This is a genomic window from Niveispirillum cyanobacteriorum (assembly GCF_002868735.1).
GTDB classification, from domain to species: domain Bacteria; phylum Pseudomonadota; class Alphaproteobacteria; order Azospirillales; family Azospirillaceae; genus Niveispirillum; species Niveispirillum cyanobacteriorum.
Map to the genome: position 1 here is coordinate 1900996 of NZ_CP025611.1, position 16573 is coordinate 1917568.

General features: G+C 62.9%; 17 protein-coding genes. 7 read left to right on the forward strand and 10 right to left on the reverse strand.

Going from position 1 to position 16573, the window contains the following annotated elements; genetic code table 11:
- Nucleotides 1–166 precede the first annotated feature (166 nt).
- The 8 genes from C0V82_RS08710 to hslV form a co-directional block, all read right to left on the reverse strand.
- The gene (locus C0V82_RS08710) at nucleotides 167–1138 is read right to left on the reverse strand and encodes an AAA family ATPase (protein WP_102111994.1); all 972 of its coding nucleotides are present in this window, start codon (nucleotides 1136–1138) and stop codon (nucleotides 167–169) included.
- Nucleotides 1131–1919, reverse strand: coding sequence for a DUF7146 domain-containing protein (locus C0V82_RS08715; protein ID WP_158659815.1), 789 nt, complete (start codon nucleotides 1917–1919; stop codon nucleotides 1131–1133). The genes C0V82_RS08710 and C0V82_RS08715 overlap by 8 nt, the downstream gene beginning before the upstream one ends.
- Before the next feature lie 179 nt (nucleotides 1920–2098).
- Entirely contained in the window at nucleotides 2099–2326 is a 228-nt protein-coding gene (locus tag C0V82_RS08720; RefSeq protein WP_245924044.1) for a helix-turn-helix domain-containing protein, read from the reverse strand.
- 64 nt (nucleotides 2327–2390) lie between these two features.
- On the reverse strand, nucleotides 2391–2732 hold the full coding sequence (locus C0V82_RS26825; protein WP_158659816.1) for a hypothetical protein: 342 nt from the start codon (nucleotides 2730–2732) through the stop codon (nucleotides 2391–2393).
- Nucleotides 2733–2813: 81 nt separating this feature from the next.
- The gene (locus tag C0V82_RS08725; protein WP_102111996.1) at nucleotides 2814–4022 is read right to left on the reverse strand and encodes a tyrosine-type recombinase/integrase; all 1209 of its coding nucleotides are present in this window, start codon (nucleotides 4020–4022) and stop codon (nucleotides 2814–2816) included.
- 237 nt (nucleotides 4023–4259) lie between these two features.
- Nucleotides 4260–5066: a MerR family transcriptional regulator gene (locus C0V82_RS08730; protein WP_102111997.1), complete on the reverse strand. Its 807-nt coding sequence runs from the start codon at nucleotides 5064–5066 to the stop codon at nucleotides 4260–4262.
- 157 nt (nucleotides 5067–5223) lie between these two features.
- Complete coding sequence (gene hslU / locus C0V82_RS08735) at nucleotides 5224–6546, reverse strand: ATP-dependent protease ATPase subunit HslU (protein WP_102111998.1); 1323 nt, start codon at nucleotides 6544–6546, stop codon at nucleotides 5224–5226.
- Entirely contained in the window at nucleotides 6546–7106 is a 561-nt protein-coding gene (gene hslV, locus C0V82_RS08740) for an ATP-dependent protease subunit HslV (protein WP_102111999.1), read from the reverse strand. The genes hslU and hslV overlap by 1 nt, the downstream gene beginning before the upstream one ends.
- A gap of 163 nt (nucleotides 7107–7269) precedes the next feature.
- Between hslV and C0V82_RS08745 the strand changes: the two genes are divergently transcribed.
- Nucleotides 7270–9705, forward strand: coding sequence for a PAS domain-containing sensor histidine kinase (locus C0V82_RS08745; protein ID WP_245924045.1), 2436 nt, complete (start codon nucleotides 7270–7272; stop codon nucleotides 9703–9705).
- Between the two features lie 6 nt (nucleotides 9706–9711).
- Here C0V82_RS08745 and C0V82_RS08750 read toward each other — a convergent pair whose 3' ends face one another.
- A complete protein-coding gene (locus C0V82_RS08750) occupies nucleotides 9712–10608 on the reverse strand; it encodes an NAD(P)/FAD-dependent oxidoreductase (protein ID WP_102112000.1) in 897 nt (298 codons plus the stop codon).
- 101 nt (nucleotides 10609–10709) lie between these two features.
- On the opposite strand from C0V82_RS08750, the gene C0V82_RS08755 reads away from it, so the two are divergent.
- The 5 genes from C0V82_RS08755 (at nucleotide 10710) to C0V82_RS27770 (ending at nucleotide 14786) form a co-directional block, all read left to right on the forward strand.
- Complete coding sequence (locus tag C0V82_RS08755; protein ID WP_102112001.1) at nucleotides 10710–11177, forward strand: Rrf2 family transcriptional regulator; 468 nt, start codon at nucleotides 10710–10712, stop codon at nucleotides 11175–11177.
- Nucleotides 11178–11274: 97 nt separating this feature from the next.
- Nucleotides 11275–12042, forward strand: a complete 768-nt coding sequence (locus C0V82_RS08760) for a (Fe-S)-binding protein (RefSeq protein WP_102112002.1) — start codon at nucleotides 11275–11277, stop codon at nucleotides 12040–12042.
- Nucleotides 12042–13457 carry a LutB/LldF family L-lactate oxidation iron-sulfur protein gene (locus C0V82_RS08765; protein ID WP_102112003.1) on the forward strand — a complete coding sequence of 472 codons (1416 nt, stop codon included), beginning with the start codon at nucleotides 12042–12044 and terminating at the stop codon, nucleotides 13455–13457. Before C0V82_RS08760 ends, C0V82_RS08765 begins: the two co-directional genes overlap by 1 nt.
- Nucleotides 13450–14154, forward strand: coding sequence for a LutC/YkgG family protein (locus C0V82_RS08770; RefSeq protein ID WP_102112004.1), 705 nt, complete (start codon nucleotides 13450–13452; stop codon nucleotides 14152–14154). The genes C0V82_RS08765 and C0V82_RS08770 overlap by 8 nt, the downstream gene beginning before the upstream one ends.
- The gene (locus tag C0V82_RS27770) at nucleotides 14151–14786 is read left to right on the forward strand and encodes a Smr/MutS family protein (RefSeq protein ID WP_102112005.1); all 636 of its coding nucleotides are present in this window, start codon (nucleotides 14151–14153) and stop codon (nucleotides 14784–14786) included. The genes C0V82_RS08770 and C0V82_RS27770 overlap by 4 nt, the downstream gene beginning before the upstream one ends.
- A gap of 113 nt (nucleotides 14787–14899) precedes the next feature.
- Here C0V82_RS27770 and C0V82_RS08780 read toward each other — a convergent pair whose 3' ends face one another.
- Nucleotides 14900–15559 carry a glutathione S-transferase family protein gene (locus tag C0V82_RS08780; protein WP_102113336.1) on the reverse strand — a complete coding sequence of 220 codons (660 nt, stop codon included), beginning with the start codon at nucleotides 15557–15559 and terminating at the stop codon, nucleotides 14900–14902.
- 149 nt (nucleotides 15560–15708) lie between these two features.
- On the opposite strand from C0V82_RS08780, the gene C0V82_RS08785 reads away from it, so the two are divergent.
- Nucleotides 15709–16566 (forward strand): hypothetical protein, encoded by an 858-nt coding sequence (locus tag C0V82_RS08785; protein WP_102112006.1) that lies wholly within the window; start codon nucleotides 15709–15711, stop codon nucleotides 16564–16566.
- The last annotated feature ends 7 nt before the right edge of the window (nucleotides 16567–16573 follow it).

Sequence of the window (16573 nt, forward strand, 5' to 3'; positions counted from 1 at the left end):
ACTCCTACACGCTTAAATTCTAACGTGGTAGGCGTAGCGCTGTACATAAAGAACGTTCTAGCGGTAGCCTCTAGGCTGTTGCGCAGCTCAAAAATCAACACTTGTTGCCGCACTGTCCCACCGTCCCAAACTGTGGGCGTGGGACAATGGGACAGGCAAGGCCGGACTAGGCATCGCTCGGTGGTAACTTGGATGTTGCGGGCAGTTGCTTGACCAACCTGTCCACCTTCGACTTAGACAAGCCCGTTTCCTCAGCAATTTGCCGTACTGACATCCCCGCCGCGAAAAGCGGTTCAATGCGCTTCAAATCAGCTTTTACGATTGCCGACGTACTCCATACCGCCTTGCCCCGGTTGACGCTGCATATCGCCTCAAACGGCTCTGCATCTTTTCCGAAAAGACCGCGCGCCTTGTCAAAATGCACTTCGAACCGTGCGCCTTGGCTGCTTTCATAACCATCGGGACGTTTCAGGCAAATCACCGTATCCAACACGTCTTCCCGCTTTGACGTGCCGCGTTGCGCCCCCGTCTTCCCCGAATGATGGACGAATAGGACGGATCGCCCGCAACGGCGTTGGTGCAAGGCCCAATCCTGGATAGGTTGCCAGCTTTCCGCCTCGTTTTCGCGCCCATGTCTGACCAGCGTGGAAATGTTATCCACGACTATAAGGTCGGCTGTTTCGACATGTGGTGCTATCGCAGTTTGTCCGTCGGGATCGGAAAGGTCTGGTAATCCGAATTCGTTACGGTCTGCCGATAGGATGCGGAAATAGTCATCGCTAGGCGGTTTCAGGTTTGATGCGTTCATGATATCCGCAAGCCGGTCTCGTACCGCTTCCGATGGCATTTCCCCGTCAAGGTAAAGAACGCGCTTTGGCGCGGGGGCCGAAAACGACAGGAAGTTGCCACCTGTTGCAATGGCATAGGCCGCTGATAGGGCGAACCAGGTTTTGCCAACACCAGGGCGGGCATAGACCATAGCCAGCCCCTTGGCCGGGAGCCATGGCTTGATCAGGTACTCACGCGGGGGAAGATTAAGCGCCGCAAACTCCGCCGCTGTCAGCACGGTTAGCGGCCTTGTTAGGGGGTCGTGAAATTCACCGGCCCCATGGATGGCATTGGCAATTGCGTCATTCATGATCCACCGCCTTTCCGGTCGCGGCATCGTTCCAATCGGTGTAGGGGGCGGGTGGGGTTGCGATACGGACGGTTCGCCCTTCCGTGATCCATCGCTGTGCCGCGTCATGGGCAGCGTCCAAACCCACCGGGTCATTGTCTGCGGCTATCGTCACGGTGGACGCGCTGGGCAGCGGCGGCAGGATCAGCTTACGCACGCCCCCGGCGGATAGGGCTGCCCATGTTGGAAGCCCAGCGCCCCCCATGGCGGACAGGGCGCTTTCGATACCTTCCGCAACGATCATGTGCGGGCCGGCGGGTGCGAGGTGGACGGAACACCCCCCAACGGGGCCAAGTGTCATTTTGGCCGGATCAATGTCCGCCTTGCCCATGCCGTCCGGTCGCAAATAGGTACGGTGAAGGGCGACAATCGTTCCGCCAGCATCGCGCACAGCCGCGACCATGGCGGGCCATTTCATCCCTGTCGGCAGATGGCGCATGCGCAGGTAAAGCCGGATATCAACCGGTATCGGCAAATGGATGCATCGTGACCGCAGATAGGTTTCTACAACGGTCCCGCGCGCGTCCCGGCATTGCTGCCATATGGACAGGACGGCGCTGGCATCAAAAGGGGCTTTGCCCCGTGAACCCTCACCAGTGGGCACGGGATGAGCGGCAATGGGCCATTCGCGGCGGGTGGTATCCCGCCCCCATACGCCAGCCTTGCGCAGTGCCGCCACCACGGCGGTTTGATCGCACCCGGCATGGCAATGGACCAAGGCCCGCCCATCCCGATCTTGCATAGTGAAAGCACCCGGATAACCGCAAGCCGGACAGGCACCGACATGCACGGAACCCGAACGACGCAGACGCAAAGTCTGCGCAATTATGATGATATTCCTCATACTGGTATCCCCAGGCAAAAGGGTCCCAATACGGCGGACAATATGCCCGCCGTTCGAGAGGCAGAATTTGGGTAGCGTTAGCCTTTCAGGCTGTTAAGCCACGCTTCCGCCGCTGCCCGAGGGATGAGGGTTCGCCTTCCGATCTTCTTGATCGTGATTCGACCTGCCGCAACTTCCTTGTAAAAGGACGTTCTGCCGATACTGTATGATGATAAAAAGTCTGCGACCGAAATGGCGCCAATTAAGTCTGTGGCGGCATGAGTCGGTTTTTCAGCCTTCATGGCTGACATATGCGTGCTGTTCATTGGGAATACCCCATATGTACGGTGATGACCTTTGGTCAAAACGACAGATACGTAGGTATCGCCCTCAATTATTCATAACTGGCAGCGTGTCGATCATTTCGCGGCTGACAAATGCAGCGGCAATATATTCAAGGCAAGATCGGACTACGTTACCCAGATAAACGAACATCCATTCAAGATAATATATGAAATAGAACAAACATAATGCATCACGATAAAAATCTTCTGCCACAAAACGTATGTTATTCCAAAATCGGTCTGAAAGAACGCTTTCAAAACGGCTGGATAAATAGGGAGCCACTACAGCGAAGCGCCCAATTAATCCGGGCAACGGGTAGGGTTCTCCGGCATCCTCTTGTTCACAGAGGAACTTCTCTACAGACGAAAGATGCCCAACAAGGATCAAGGACCGTCTCCGTTCGCGTACGTTCTCAGATATAGGCCGGCGTTCCTATGAACACAAGAGGCAATGTGAATAAACCGATCACTATTTTCGTTTTTTCGCAAAACTGACCACCTTGCCAGTTCCACCCACACAGAAGCCGTCCCAAGCGTCCATCAATTTCCGCCGCTTTTCCAGTAGGTCGCCACGCCGATATGCCGCCTCTACCCGGTTTTCCACGGTATGGGCCAAGGCAGCTTCGCAGACTTCACGGGAAAAATTGGTCGCTTCCGCTGCCCAATCGCGGAAACAGGACCGGAAGCCATGAACGGTGAAATCCAAATCCATGCGACGCAGCATCATGGTGAGGGTCATATCCGACATGGGCGAACCCTTCCGGGACCCTTCAAAGATCAGCGCCCCCTTGTCGTCCGACGTGCGCAATTCCTGCATCCGCGACAGGATCGCCATGGCGCGGGCGGACAGTGGGACCGTGTGCGGCTTGCCTGCCTTCATGCGTTCCCCCGGAATGCGCCATTCTGAACTACTTACGTCTATTTCAGACCAGCGTGCGCCGCGCACTTCCCCGGATCGAGCTGCCGTCAAAATCAGAAACTCCATCGCCAGCCGGTAAGGCTCCCCCACCCGGTCATTCGTGCGCAGCTTTTCCAGAAAGGCGGGCAACTCTTTCCAGGGGATGGCGGCAAAGTGGTTATCCTTTTTCGGCTGCTTCGGAAGCCCCTTGGTAATGGCGCGCAAGGGTGCGTCTGTCTCCCGCCAGCCCTTGGCATGTGCCCAATCCAGCACGGCCCCGATGCGCTGGCGTACACGACGCGCGGTTTCAGGGATCACAAGCCAAATCTCCGCCAGCGTATCGCGCACCATGGGGCCGGTAACGTCGCGGACCGGAATATCGCCCAATGTAGGAAAGGCATGCTGTTCAAGGGTGGCAAGCCATTGATCGGCGTGCTTCCCGTTCTTCCATGATGGCAGGTGTTCCCGATGCACTTGGATCGCCGCTTCCCGAAAGGTGGGTAGCTTTACGGGTTCCGCCTTGGCCGCGCGCTTCTCCGCCACAACGTCCCGGCCTTCACGAAGCGCCCGGCGGACTTCCTCCGCCTTGGTCCTGGCATCGGCCAGCGAAACATCATTGGCAGAACCCAGCCCGATATCCCGACGCTTCCCGTCCACCTGCACCCGGACAATCCAGCTTCGGGAACCGGACTTGCCGACTTCAAGGAAAAGCCCCTGCCCATCGCCGTAGCGTCCCGCTTCCTTGGCGTTCCGCACCTGCATTGCCGTGAGATTTGCCATGTCCACACCCTTCGCCCGCCGTCCGGTGTGGGGAAGCACGATCCGTTCCCCACATTCTTCCCCACACATTTGCACGGCTATAGGGGTACGTCAACGGACGTTGGCGGACAGGAAAGGCTGAGAATCATGTAAAAACAAAGGCTTTGGCGACGGGCGGAGATAGAGGCGAACGCTTGTTCTACAGACACCCTCTCCGCCATATATCCCTCCTCTCCTATCAGTTGCTTGATTGTCCGATCACGCAGCACTCACCGGCTTCGGCAGGATTCCGGCGGCGATGGCTGCGCCATAGGCCTTGGTGATGAAGTCCGTCATCTCGTTGGATGAGCTGGAGGCCGCTGCAAAGTCAGGGTGGCCGTTCAACTCACGCGCCACCGTTCGCATCTTTTCGGTCAAGGCCGGGTCACCACCCGTGACCTCGAACACCTTGCCCATCCAGCGGCGCGCAAGGTCCATCGCTTCGGCGGAGGCCGGGTCAACGGTCTTCATGAGGCGAGCAGCCTCCTGACTCAGGGCGTCCCAGTCCGCATCCGGCTTATCCATGCCGCGATAGCCATTGGCCGTCAGGATCGCCTGATCTGCTGCGGTGAAATGTTTGCTGGCAACCGCCGCATAAGCAGCCGCCAGATTTTCCGTACGATTTTCCGTCATTGTCGTTTCCTTTGAGAGCGTCATCAGATCGTCCAAGGAAAGACCATCGCCTCTGGCAAGTTTAAGTCGGGCCGTACCCAACAGCCGCCGCGCTCTGTCGATACGCTCCGCCTCCTGGCACAGCATCTGTTCATGCCATTCCAGGAAAGTGGCCAAATCGGGCATGCCACCGGACAGGAGTTCGGCAATCCTGCTGAGCGGAAAGCCGAAACTCTTGAGGGCGATCACCTGATGCAGGCGTGCGATCTGGTCGGGGCCATAGACGCGCCAACCGGCGGCGGTCCGTTCGGCCCGAACCAATCCATGCGCTTCGTAAACGCGCAGTGCCTTTGCGGTTACACCAAGCCGGCGGGCGGCGGCGGCACAACGCAGATAAGGTCCAGCTTTTGCCAAGGCGTGTCTTCCTTCTTCGAACGAAGACCTTATCGGGCTTGCCCCAAGGGCCGGCTCAAGAGGAAAATTATCAGAAAATTTGCGCCCCCATCCGCGCCCAGGCAGCGGGGGCAGGAGCGGGGGCGGCGCCCTTCATAGCCACCGCCCCGAGAGTCGCTTACAAAATGAACTTCGACAGATCCGTGTTCTGCGACAGACCGTCCAACTGCTGACGGACGTAATCCGCATCCACCGTGATCACCTCCCCGCTCTTTTCCGTCGCGGCGAAGCTGATTTCCTCCAGCAGACGCTCCATCACGGTGTGTAGGCGGCGGGCGCCGATATTCTCGACCGTCCGGTTGATGTCGGCGGCCAGCCGGGCCAACTCGTCGATGGCGTCGTCGGTAAAGACCAGTTCCACCTCTTCCGTCTTCAGAAGCGCCACATACTGCTTGATCAGGCTGCATTCCGGCTCCGTCAGGATGCGGCGGAAATCGGCCTGGGTGAGCGGTTGCAAATTCACACGGATGGGCAGGCGGCCCTGCAATTCCGGCAGCAGGTCGCTGGGTTTGGCGACGTGGAAGGCACCCGACGCGATGAACAGGATATGGTCGGTCTTCACGGCCCCATGCTTGGTGGACACTACGGTACCCTCAATCAGGGGCAGCAGGTCGCGCTGCACGCCTTCGCGCGACACGTCGCCACCGCCGCGATGCTCACCGCGCGCGCAGATTTTGTCGATCTCGTCCAGGAAGACGATGCCGTTCTGTTCCACCGAATGGATGGCCTCGGCGACCACCTTCTCATTATCCAGAAGCTTGTCGCTTTCCTCGGCCATCAGCACTTCATAGCTTTCCGACACGCTCATCTTGCGGGTCTTGGTGCGACCGCCACCAAAGGCCTTCCCGAAAATATCACCCAGATTGACCATGCCCATCTGAGCACCCGGCATGCCGGGCACATCGAATGTCGGCATGCCGGGAACGGCATTGTCGGCCACCTGCACTTCGATCTCGCGGTCGTTCAGCGTACCTTCGCGCAGCATCTTGCGGAACTTCGCGCGGGTTTCCGGCCCGGCCCCTTCCCCAACAAGCGCGTCCAGCACCCGTTCCTCGGCATGCAGTTCGGCCTTGGCCGCCACTTCCTGGCGCAGGCGGGTGCGGGTCATGACAATGGCCGCTTCGACCAGATCACGGATGATCTGTTCCACATCACGACCGACATAGCCGACTTCCGTGAACTTCGTGGCCTCCACCTTCACGAACGGGGCCTGGGCCAGCTTGGCCAGACGCCGCGCGATCTCGGTCTTGCCGACACCGGTCGGGCCGATCATCAGGATATTCTTGGGATACACTTCCTCGCGCATCTGGCCGGTCAATTGCTGCCGGCGCCAACGGTTGCGCAGCGCGATGGCAACGGCGCGCTTGGCCTCGTTCTGGCCGACAATAAATCGATCCAGTTCCGAAACGATCTCACGCGGGGAGAAGGCGGTGGCACTCATCACATCTTCTCCAGCGTGACGGAATGGTTGGTATAGACACAGATGTCGGCGGCCACCTTCATCGCGCGCCGCGCAATCATTTCGGCATCGAAACCATCGATATCCTTGAGCGCACGGGCCGCCGCCAGGGCATAGGACCCGCCCGACCCGATGCCGATAATGCCGTCTTCCGGTTCCAGCACATCGCCATTGCCGGTGATGACCAGAGAGACATCCTTGTCCGCCACAGCCATCAGCGCCTCCAGACGGCGCAGGTAACGGTCAGTGCGCCAATCCTTGGCCATTTCCACGGCGGCGCGGGTCAACTGTCCCGGATGCTGCTCCAGCTTGGCTTCCAGCCGTTCGAACAGGGCGAAGGCATCGGCTGTGGCACCGGCGAAACCGGCCATCACGGAGCCGCCCGCCAGACGGCGAACCTTGCGGGCATTGGACTTCATCACCGTCTGCCCCATCGACACCTGGCCGTCACCGGCGATGACCACCTGTCCATCCTTACGGACGGAAATGATGGTGGTGCCATGCCACTGGATAGGATCGTGGGGGTTTGGATTGCCGGTCATCGGGCTCACTCGGGGCAAGGGAAGGATCGAACACGCCCTGCTATGTGGGCAGGCGGCGGGCAACGTCAAGCACAGGCACCAAGGGCCAAGCCCACTCTGGCCCCGGCTGATGCCCCCTGATGCTTGCATTTCAAGGATTTCACCCCCTACACTAACGCCCATTGTGAAGCCTGCCGTCGCCCATGTCATCGCGATCGCCGGTGCCGCCCTGCTGGGGCTGGCTGCGATCGGTTGGATGCTGCTTCCCCTGTGGGAAGCGCAATCGCCCGTGCTTGGCCTGCTGACGCTGGCCCTGCTTTTGACCATCGCCGCCATGTTCCTGCGGCTTCTGGCCTGGGGCCGGGGGCGGGAACTGGATATGCAGGAGACACGGACGGAGAATGCCCGTCTGCTGGCCCTGCTGGATGCCAGCCCCGATGCCTGGTTCGCCCTGGGCAGCGATGGCGATTTGGCGCAGTCCGCCGGATTCGCGGCCCTGCTGGGCCTGGAACAGGTGCGCGGACTGGAGGATGTGGAACAAGCGCTGGCGCCCAGCGATGCCGCCGCTCTGCACGGGTCCTTCCGACATCTGACCGACAGTGGGCAGCCCTTCCAGATCAATGTCCGGCTTGCCGACGGCTCCGCCTTCTTCCTGGCCAGTGGTCGGCGGGGCAAGGCGACGGATGGCACCGCCCTGCATCTGCTCTGGCTACGCGATGTCACGCCGCAGGGCCAGGAACAGGTGCGCCGTCAGGAATTGCAGAGTGTGCAGTCGGCAGAGCTGGAGAAGCTGCGTTGCCTTCTGTCCACCCTGCCCATCCCGCTGTGGCGGCGCAATGCGTCGCTGGACCTGGACTGGTGCAACCAGGCCTATGCCAACCTGCTGGACAGCAGTCCGGAACAGGTACTGGAGGCTGGCCGCGAACTACCCGGCGGCGGCCTGTTCGGCGCGCCCCGCGATCTGGCCCAGCGCGCGCGGGAAACGGGCGCAGCGCAGAGCGAGGACCGGTTCCTGGTGGTGGATGGCGACCGCCGTCTGTTCCAACTGACCGAAGTCCCCCTGCCGCAAGGCTGCATGATCGGTATGGCCGTGGACCGGACCACCGAACGCGGCCTGAAAGACGAACTGACCCGCCATATCGATGCGCATGGGGAGGTCCTGCATCAGTTGGGTTCCGCCATCGCCATCTATGGCCCCGATATGCGGATCAAGTTCCATAACCATGCTTTCGCGCGGCTGTGGGACATGGATACGGGCTGGCTGGCCGACGAACCGACCTTTGGCGAGGTGCTGGAGGATTTGCGCGACCGCCGCAAACTGACGGAAGAGGCGGATTTCCCGCGCTGGAAGAAGCAGCAGCTGGGCCTATTCACCTCGTTGATCGAACCGATGGAAGAGCTGATGCATCTGCCCGACGGGCGGACGCTGCGCTCCCTTGTCGTGCCTCATCCGTTCGGCGGGCTGATGTTCGTGGCGGAGGATGTGACCCACACCCTGGCCCTGGAAAGCTCCTACAACACCCTTATGGCAGTGCAGCAGGAGACGCTGGATAATCTGGCCGAGGGCGTGGCCGTGTTCGGCGGCGATGGCCGCCTGAAACTTTGCAACCCGGCCTTCCAGCGTCTCTGGTCCGTCGATGCCGAACAGGTGCGGGGTGAGCCGCATGCCAACCGGCTGGTCGATTTCGTGCGCCCCTTGCTGGATGAAGGCGGGAATTGGGACCAGGAGCGGGACCGGCTGGTCAGCCGCCTGCTGGAACGTGCCGCCGATGCCGGCATCATGCGCCGGGTCGATGGATCGGTCCTGCGCTATGCCCTGGTGCCGCTGCCCGACGGGGCGGTGCTGTTCTCCTGCCTGGACGTCACCGACAGCGACAAGGTGGAAACGGCCCTGCGCTCCAGCAACGAAGCGCTGGAGGCGGCCGACCGGTTAAAGGCGGAATTCATCGCCAACGTGTCCTACCAACTGCGCACGCCGCTGAACGCCATCATGGGCTTTGCTGAAATCCTGCATAACCAGTATTTCGGGCCGCTGAACAACCGGCAGCAGGAATATGCCAAGGGTGTGCTGGAGGCGAGCCGGCGCCTGCTGTCCCTGGTCAATGACATCCTGGATCTGGCCACCATCGAGGCCGGGTTCATGGTGTTGGAACAAGAACAGTTCGACATTCCCCAGCTTCTGCATTCGGTCGCAGGATTGACCCGCGACTGGGCCCGCAAACAGGGGCTGGACCTACGCGTCGATGTTCCCGACCATGTCGGGGCCATGCAGGGGGACGAGAAGCGGCTGAAGCAGGCCTTGTTCAACCTTGTCTCCAACGCCATCAAATTCACCCCCGCCGGCGGGCGCATCACCCTGTCGGCGGAACGGCAGGGCGATCAGGTTGTGCTGGGCGTCGCCGATACGGGCCTGGGCATCACGAGCGAGGAACAGAACCGCGTCTTCGAACGCTTCGAACGCGGGGCCGCCGGCAATACCGGGTCGGGCGGTGCCGGCCTGGGCCTGTCGCTGGTGAAAAGCTTCGTGGAACTGCATGGCGGTGCGGTTGAGATTGAAAGCGACGGGCAGAATGGCAGCACCATCCGCTGCCGCCTGCCCGCCATGCCCGTAAAGCTGTAGGTCCGATCAAAGCCCCAGCAGCGACCGGTGTACCCCCACCCCGGCAAGCATACCCGACGCCACCGACAGGGTGGCGCTGTGCATCTGCATGGTGGCGTCGCCTGCCGCGAAGATGCCGGGCACGCTGGTTTCCTTGCCCTCATTGATCCGCAGGTAAGGTCCGCTATGTCCCTCCTCCATGGCACAGCCCAGTTGCAGGGCCAGGGGGCTGGCCATATGGGTACGGGGGCCAACGAACAGGGCGGCCAGCGGCAGGACCCGCCCATCAGCCAGCTTCACCGCCGACAGTGACGGTGCCTCGCCCAGCATTTCCGTAATCGGTACCCTTTCCACCGTGATGCTGCGTTGGGACAGCCGCGCCATCATCTCCGCCCCTGGCAGGAACGCATCCTGGGTGAACAGTGTGACCGGCCCCCAATCCGACACCAGCAGCGCCTTCATATCCGATCCGGCCTGGGTGCCCAGGACACCGAGGGGCTGCCCCGCCACCTCGTAGCCATGGCAATAGGGACAGTGCAGGACGCCGACGCCCCAACGTTCCTTCATCCCCGGAATGGGCGGCAGTTCGTCCCGCACGCCGGTCGCTAGGATCAGACGCCGGCCCAGATGGCGGGCGCCATCGGCCATGGTTACAGCGAAGGTGTCCAGGGTGCCCGCCGCTCCCACCACATTTCCCCGCAGTAGGGTAAAGGTCGGATAGGCAGACAGTTCGGCCATGCCGCGTGCCTGGATGTCCGCCGGCGCCACCCCGTCCTGACCCAGGAATCCATGGGAATGCGCCGCAAACCGGTTGCGGGGCTGCCCCGCATCGATCAGCAGTACGCGCCGCCGTGCCCGCGCCAGGGGCATGGCGGCAGCCAGCCCGGCAAAGCCGCCACCGATGATGATCACGTCATGAAGCATTATCGCCTCCATCATGTTACTTCATAAGTTACATGATGGAGGCGATCACAGGATTACGCAACATCTCTTGTTACGAAACTCAGCATGGGTTAAGCAGAGCCATGCGACCCGACAGCCGCCTTTCCCGCATGCTGCATGCCCTGATCCACATGGATCGGCTGGAAGGCGCCGCCACGTCCGAAACGCTGGCCGCCATGCTGAACACCAACCCCGTGGTGGTACGCCGGACCATGGCGGGCCTGCGTCAACAAGGGCTGGTCCGGTCGGAAAAGGGGCATGGCGGCGGCTGGGTTCTGGCCCGCCCGCTGGACGCGATCAGCCTGCTGGACATCTATCAGGCATTGGGCGAGCCACAGCTTTTCGCCATCGGCCCGTCGGTGGATAATCCCACCTGTCTCGTCGAACAGGCCGTCAATCAGGCGCTGGAGGATAGCCTGTCCGCCGCGCGCACCCTGCTTCTGTCGCGGCTGGCGCAGACCAGCCTGGGCGACCTGGGACGGCAGTTCGAGGAGAAACTGCGCAATGGTGCCTGGACCCTGCCCCAGCATCCGCACGATAGCGGCCCCTGACAGCGCAAAGGCTTGATCCGGCCCCTTTTTTCGCCACGCCCGCGCCCCAGATCATGTACTCTGCACACCTTCCTGATCGGCGACGGACCCTGCCCGCATGCCCCCTGCAAATCCGCCCAAAGTCGGCCTGCTGGTCACCTGTCTGGTGGATTTGTTCCGCCCGTCTGTAGGGTTCGCGGCGGTCACCTTGCTGGAACGCGCCGGGTGCCAAGTCACCGTGCCATCACAGAGCTGCTGCGGACAGCCGGCCTGGAACAATGGCGACCGGGCCACGACAGAGGCGCTGGCAAGGACAATGATCCAGGCGTTTGAGGGCTGTGATTATGTGGTCGCACCGTCCGGGTCCTGCTCAGGCATGCTGCACAAACACTACCCGGAACTGTTCCGCGATGATCCGGCCTGGGCCGCGCGGGCCACGGCACTGGCCGACCGCACCTGGGAGCTGACCCGGTTCCTGACCGACATCATGGGCTTGGACACGGCCATTCCTGGCTTTGCCGGCACCGTCACCTATCATGACAGCTGTTCGGGCCTACGGGAAATGGGGGTCAAAGACCAGCCCCGCCGCCTGCTGGCCAGCCTGCCCGGCGTGGAATTGACGGAGATGCCGGGGGCGGATGTCTGCTGCGGCTTTGGCGGCACCTTCTGTGTGAAATATCCTGACATCTCCACCCATATGGTGACGGAGAAGGTGGAGGCGATTGTCGCCACGGGTGCCGACACGCTGCTGGCCGGTGATCTTGGCTGTCTGATGAACATGGCGGGCCGCCTGTCGCGCCTGGGCCATGATATCGACGTGCGACATGTGGCGGAGGTCTTGGCGGGTGATCCGGATACGGCCCCCATTGGCCGGGCGGAGGGGTGATGCAGCCACATTCCGCCGACTTCCCGGCCCGCGCCGCCGACGCCCTGACAGACCCGGAACTGCGCCGGGCGCTGACCAAATTCAAGACAGGGTTTCCCGTCAACCGTGCCCGCGCCGTTGCCAACCTGCCGGAATTCGAGGCTTTACGCGACGCCGCCAAGGCCGTGAAGGACCATACGCTTTCCCATCTGGACCATTATTTGGAAGCGTTCGAGGCGCGGGTGCGCGACAGCGGCGGTCATGTGCATTGGGCGCGCGACGCGGCGGAGGCGCGGTCCATCATCCTGCGACTGGCGACGGAACGCGATGCGCGCCTGATCGCCAAAGGCAAGTCGATGGTGTCGGAGGAGATCGGTCTGAATGCCGCATTGGAGGCAGCGGGGATCAAGGCGGTCGAAACCGACCTGGGCGAGTATATCCTGCAAATCCGGGGAGAGGTGCCCAGCCACATCGTGGCCCCGGCCCTGCATCTGTCGAAGGAACAGGTGGCTGCCGATTTCCGACGCACCCATACCCACCTGCCCCCCGACCGCCCCCTGGATCAGCCAACCGACCTTCTGGCCGAGGCGCGGGGGGAGTTGCGCGATGTGTTCCTGAATGCCGATATCGGTATCACGGGGGCCAATTTCCTGGTGGCCGAAACGGGCAGCACCATCATTGTCACGAATGAGGGCAATGGCGACCTGACACAGACCCTGCCCCGCTGTCACATCGTGCTGACGGGGATTGAGAAGGTGGTGCCCACCCTGGCTGATGCCACCTTGATGCTGCGCCTGCTGGCGCGGTCGGCCACGGGACAGGAGATCACGGCCTACACCACCTTCTCCACCGGCCCGCGCCGGGCCGACGACGCGGATGGCCCGCGTGAGTTCCATGTGGTGCTGCTGGACAATGGCCGCTCCGCCCTGCTGGGGACCGAGATGCAGGAGGTGCTGCGCTGTATCCGTTGTGGGGCCTGCATGAACCACTGCCCCGTCTATCATGCGGTCGGCGGCCATGCCTATGGCTGGGTCTATCCCGGTCCCATCGGCGCGGCCCTGGACCCCGCCCTGATCGGGGTGAAGGAGGCACGGCACCTGCCCAACGCCAGCACCTTCTGCGGCAAATGCGAAAGTGTCTGCCCCGTCAAAATCCCCCTGCCCAAAATCATGCATCGCTGGCGGGAAGTGGAGTTTGAGAAGCGCCTGTCGCCCCCCTCCGTCCGCCAGGGCTTGTGGGCCTGGGGCCTGTTTGCCAAACGCCCGCGTCTTTACCGCCTTATCACCTCCATCGCCATGCGTGTCATGGGTTTGATGGGCAAGGAAGGGTCGTTCAAGTCGCTGCCGCTGGCCGGCGGCTGGACCGATACCCGCGATTTCCCGGCACCACAGGGCCGCACCTTCCAGTCGATGTACAAGGATCGCCGCCATGGATAGCCGCAGCGCCATCCTGGGCCGCATCCGCGCCGCGGCACAGGCGGGGGCGCGCGATGAAGGCCGCGCCGCCGCCGATGTGGCGGCCCGTCTGGCAACGCCGCCGGCCCATCCCACGCCGGGCCGGGTGAAGGGGCTGACGGCGCTGGGCCTGATCGAACTGTTCACGAAAATGGCGACCGCCGTGGGGGCGGGCGTGGAACGGGTGGCCGATCCGGCCCGCGTGCCGCACGCCGTCGCCGACTATCTGTCAGGCCTGGGACAAGGCTTGCAGGTGCGGATCGCACCCGATCCCTGGCTGCGCGCCATCCCCTGGGACCGGCGACCCAGCCTGTCGGTCGCCTTTGGCCGTGCGCAGGCCGGGGATCAGGTCGGCGTCACCACGGCCCTGGCCGGCGTTGCGGAAACCGGCACGCTGGTGATACCCAGCGGGTCCGATCAGGCGACCAGCCTTCTTTTCCTGCCACGCATCCATATCGTGATCCTGCCCTTACACCATATTGTCGGCACCTATGAGGAAGCCTGGCACGGCCTTGCCATCCGGCAGCAGGCGCGGGGCCTGGGCATGCCGCGCAGCGTCAACATGGTGACGGGGCCATCGCGCACGGCGGACATTGAACAGACGTCCCTGCCGCATGCGCACGGGCCGGGCCGGGTGCAGATCATCCTGGAGGGCGAACCGGACCCCGCCACGGCATGACCGATAATCGCCGCCCCAAGACGCCCACGGATGCCGAACTGGACCTTTGGCATACCGTGGTCCGGGATGCCACGCCCATCGCGTCCAAGCGCAAATCCGCCCCACCAAAGAAACCGGCGGTGAAGCCCGCGGCAGAGCCGGTGGCGACCCGTCTGGTGGCGGCAAAGCCCGCCATCCCCCTGCCCGCCGCCCCCGTTGCCGCCCCTGCCGAACGGCTGGCCGAACTGCTGCGCAGTGTTCCGTTGAAGGAAAAGGGCAAGGTCAGCGTGCAATTGGCCCCGTCGCCCCTGGGCCGGATACCGGGGGTGGACAAGCGGACGGACGAGAAGGTGCGCAAGGGCCGGATGGGCATTGACGGCCGCATCGACCTGCATGGCATGACGCAGAGTGAGGCGCACCACGCCCTGTCCGGCTTCATCCGCCGGTCGCATGCCGCCGGTCGGCGCATGGTTCTGGTCATCACCGGGAAAGGCCAGATGCCGCGCGGCGAAGGCGTGCTGCGCCTGTCCGTTCCCCGCTGGCTGCGGGAGGCGGATGTGGGCCCGCTGATCCTGTCGGTTCACCAGGCCCAGCCGCAACATGGCGGCAACGGCGCCTATTACGTCCTGCTGCGCCGCCGGCGGGAGGGGTAGAGCGGCTTTCTGCTCAGCGGAAAGCCGCCCCGGCGGCGACTGCCGCCGCGGCGCTCGTGCGCCGTGAGCCAAGCCCACGGATGTGGGCGCCGGCGACTGAGGAATACGAACAGCTACCTGACCACAATGTTCTGCGCCGACTGCACCAATTCCGCCGCCGTCACGTTCTTGGGCGGTTTCTGCAGGCCGGCGGCACAGCCCGGTCGGGCATCCAGTTGCGCGATCCAGCGTGACAGGTGCGGCAGGTCATCGATGGCCACACCCGACCAGTCATGTGTCCTGGCCCAGCACCAGTTGGCGATATCAGCGATGGAGAAATCGCCGGCCAGGAATTCATGATGTTTCAGCCGCCCATCCAGAACGGTCAGAAGGCGCTTGGCCTCCTTCTGGTACCGATCAATGGCGGCGGGAATCTTTTCCGGGAAATAGCGGTGGAAGACGTTGGCCTGCCCCATCATCGGCCCCACCCCGCCCATCTGAAACATCAACCATTGCAGCACATTGCTGCGGCCCTTGGCGTCGGTCGGCATCAGGCGGCCCGTCTTCTCCGCCAGCCAGATCATGATGGCCCCCGATTCGAAGACGACATGATCCTCCGCCCGGTCCACAATCACCGGGATACGGCCATTGGGGTTCATGGCCAGGAACCAGGGTTCCTTCTGCTCATTCTTCGACAGCGACACGACGTGGACATTATAGGGCAGGCCGAGTTCCTCCAACGTGCAGGAGACCTTGTGCCCGTTCGGCGTGGCGGCGGTGTAAAGCTCGATCATGACCATTCCTTCCGGTGTCTTTGCCCCATCATGCGACGGTCCGGCCCGCCGGGAAAGCATCGCGGTAACTGCCTCCGCCGATCGGACAGGTTTACAGATGGCTTGGGTTGCAGGACCTTAATGGGGATCACGCCCATGGATGCGTCCGCATGCCCCACCGCCGCTTTTTGCCGCTATTGCTTCTGCCGCTGCTGGCCCTGCCGGTCACGGCGCAGGATGTGCTGCCCGAGATCGTGGTGCAGGCACCGGGGGAGGCGGCGTCCCAAGCCTTTGTCGGGGATGTGCTGGACAGTACCCATGGCAAGCAGCTCGCCCGCTGGCATCAGCCGCTCTGCGTCACCCTGCGCGGTTTCACGCCCGATCAGGAAGATCGGTTCACCAAGCGGTTGCAGGAGGCAGCGTCCATCGCCGGACTGCATCCGCCCAAGGCCGGGTGCAGGCCCAACGCAATCGTCCTGCTGACCAATGCGCCGGACCTGCTGATCGACCGCATGCTGGCCCAGCATCCCGGCATCTTCGCGCCCGCCAAACCGTCGGAGGTGCGGCGGAAACTGGCGGATGGGGGCGTGGCGCGGGTCTGGTCGGTCGCGCTGACAATGGGCGCCGACGGCAGCACACCGGATGCGGCCACGAAGGGCGGTGCCACCATTACCTCTGTCAAGATTGCACCCGGCAATGCCACGCGGCTGGCCAGTGCCACCCGCGCCGATCTGTTCCGCGCCATGGTCATCCTGGACGTAAAAGGTCTGGCTGGTCTCCCGCTGGACGCCGTGGCCGATCATGTGGCCATGCGGCTACTGGGGCAGATGGGAGAGGCAGAGGGCGGTCGTCTGCCCAGTATCCTGTCGCTGTTTCAGACGGATGCCGGCACACGGCCCCTGGCCCTGACCGACTGGGACCGCGCCCTGCTGCGCGAGCTGTACACCGCCCCGGCAGGGACCACTGCTGACCGGCAACGCCGCCAGATCGCACGCCGGTTGACCGAAACGGCGGGATCGGAACCCTGAACAAACA

Excerpts from the sequence above, each read along its gene's own strand:
- C0V82_RS08710 (WP_102111994.1), bottom strand. The coding sequence starts at position 1,138 with ATGAATGACGCAATTGCCAATGCCATCCATGGGGCCGGTGAATTTCAC.
- C0V82_RS08715 (WP_158659815.1), bottom strand. The coding sequence starts at position 1,919 with ATGCAAGATCGGGATGGGCGGGCCTTGGTCCATTGCCATGCCGGGTGC.
- C0V82_RS08720 (WP_245924044.1), bottom strand. The coding sequence starts at position 2,326 with ATGAACAGCACGCATATGTCAGCCATGAAGGCTGAAAAACCGACTCAT.
- C0V82_RS08725 (WP_102111996.1), bottom strand. The coding sequence starts at position 4,022 with ATGGCAAATCTCACGGCAATGCAGGTGCGGAACGCCAAGGAAGCGGGA.
- hslU (WP_102111998.1), bottom strand. The coding sequence starts at position 6,546 with ATGAGTGCCACCGCCTTCTCCCCGCGTGAGATCGTTTCGGAACTGGAT.
- hslV (WP_102111999.1), bottom strand. The coding sequence starts at position 7,106 with ATGACCGGCAATCCAAACCCCCACGATCCTATCCAGTGGCATGGCACC.
- C0V82_RS08750 (WP_102112000.1), bottom strand. The coding sequence starts at position 10,608 with ATGCTTCATGACGTGATCATCATCGGTGGCGGCTTTGCCGGGCTGGCT.
- C0V82_RS08755 (WP_102112001.1), top strand. The coding sequence starts at position 10,710 with ATGCGACCCGACAGCCGCCTTTCCCGCATGCTGCATGCCCTGATCCAC.
- C0V82_RS08760 (WP_102112002.1), top strand. The coding sequence starts at position 11,275 with ATGCCCCCTGCAAATCCGCCCAAAGTCGGCCTGCTGGTCACCTGTCTG.
- C0V82_RS08765 (WP_102112003.1), top strand. The coding sequence starts at position 12,042 with ATGCAGCCACATTCCGCCGACTTCCCGGCCCGCGCCGCCGACGCCCTG.
- C0V82_RS08770 (WP_102112004.1), top strand. The coding sequence starts at position 13,450 with ATGGATAGCCGCAGCGCCATCCTGGGCCGCATCCGCGCCGCGGCACAG.
- C0V82_RS27770 (WP_102112005.1), top strand. The coding sequence starts at position 14,151 with ATGACCGATAATCGCCGCCCCAAGACGCCCACGGATGCCGAACTGGAC.
- C0V82_RS08780 (WP_102113336.1), bottom strand. The coding sequence starts at position 15,559 with ATGATCGAGCTTTACACCGCCGCCACGCCGAACGGGCACAAGGTCTCC.
- C0V82_RS08785 (WP_102112006.1), top strand. The coding sequence starts at position 15,709 with ATGCCCCACCGCCGCTTTTTGCCGCTATTGCTTCTGCCGCTGCTGGCC.